This window comes from Candidatus Methylomirabilis sp. (genome assembly GCA_036000645.1).
In the GTDB taxonomy this organism is placed as follows: domain Bacteria; phylum Methylomirabilota; class Methylomirabilia; order Methylomirabilales; family JACPAU01; genus JACPAU01.
This window is the reverse complement of record DASYVA010000128.1, coordinates 1-1586: the sequence shown is the minus strand read 5'-3', so window position 1 is coordinate 1586 and position 1586 is coordinate 1. Positions and strand designations below refer to the sequence as shown.

The window sequence follows — 1586 nt, the reverse complement described above, 5'->3', positions numbered from 1 at the left end:
CGCAACTCTCCCCCCGGGCGCCGGGCCAGGATGGCCTCCTGGAAGCGGTCGCTCACCTCGACCAGCTCGAAGATCCCGGTCCGACCCATGTAGCCGGTGCCGTGGCAGGCGGGGCACCCCCGGCCCTGGAACAGGGGGACGCCCTGCCAGGACGCCGGGGGAAGCCCGGCGGCGGCCAGCCCGTCGGGGGAGAGGGAGAGCGGCGCGCGGCAGCCCGGGCAGATCAGGCGCACCAGGCGCTGGGTGAGGATACAGGAGAGGGCGGCGACGAAATTGTAGGGGTCCAGCCCCATGTGCAGGAGCCGGCCCACGACATCCACGGCGTTGTTGGCGTGGACCGTCGTGAAGACCAGATGCCCCGTGAGAGCCGCCTGGACCGCGATCTGGGCGGTCTCGGAGTCCCGGATCTCGCCGACCATGATCTTGTCCGGGTCGTGGCGGAGGATCGAGCGCAACCCGCGGGCGAAGGTGAGCCCCTTCTTCTCGTTGACCGGGACCTGGATGACTCCCTTGAGCTGATACTCGATCGGGTCCTCGATGGTGACGATCTTGTCCTGCCCGCTGTGGATCTCCGTGAGGGCGGCATAGAGGGTCGTGGTCTTCCCGCTCCCGGTGGGCCCGGTGACGAGGACGAGGCCGTAGGGCTTGCTGAGCTGCCGGCGGAACCGGGTGAGGTCCGGGGCGGGGAAGCCCAGCCGCTCGAGCTTCAGCTCCTGCAGCTCCGCCGTGAGCGCGGCCTTGTCCAGGATCCGGATCACGGCCCCCTCCCCGAACCCGCTGGGGAGGATGCTCAGGCGGCAGTCGATGGGGGGCCCGCTCTCCCGCCGGAGCTTGAAGCGCCCGTCCTGGGGGAGGCGGTGCTCGGCGATGTCCAGCTCCGCCATCACCTTGAGCCGGGAGATGACCGGCTCCTGGTAGGCGCGGGGCAGGGCGGGGCCCGCCGGGTAGAGCATCCCGTCGATCCGGAACTTGACGGCCACCCCCTGGTCGCTCCCCTCCAGGTGGATATCGGAGGCCCGCGCGGCCAGGGCGTTGCGGAGGAGCGTGTCCATGAGGCGGATGATCGGGGGCGCGGTCCCTCCGGCGCCGGTCTCGAGGGCGTAGGCCGCCTCGGCCGGCCCTTCCGCCGCCAGCGTGGCCGGCAGGTCCTCCTCGAGGACGGCCAGGGCGGCCGGAGCCCCCGCCGCCGCGGCGAGGGCGGCCTCGAGGGTGGCGCGGGGGGTCACGTAGCAGGCCAGCGGGCCCGGGAGCGCCCGGCGGAGCGCGTCCAGCAGAGGGAGGTTCCCGGGATCCACCAGCGCCACGCCTACGCCCCCCTCGGGGAGGCGCAGGGGGACGAAGCCCCGCCGCCGGCAGGTCTCGGGGGGGAAGCGGGAGAGCACCTCCACGGCGACCGGCGGCTGCCCCCCATCCCAGGCCGGCAGGTCGTAGAGGCGGCTGAGGAGGCGGGCGAGGGGGGAGGCCGCGACCTGGTGGCGGGCCGCCAGGAGGTCCAGGAAGGCCTGGACGTCCCCGTTGCTCTCCCGGGCGAGCGTGGCCGCCGCCGCCTCGGGGACGAGCCCCTCGGTCACCAGCAGCTCGTGCAA

Annotated in this window: 1 protein-coding gene; it reads right to left on the bottom strand. The window is 73.6% G+C overall.

Annotated features, from left to right (window positions below):
* A partial coding sequence (locus VGT06_07315; GenBank protein HEV8662928.1) for a GspE/PulE family protein occupies window positions 1-1586 on the bottom strand: 1586 nt, incomplete at both ends.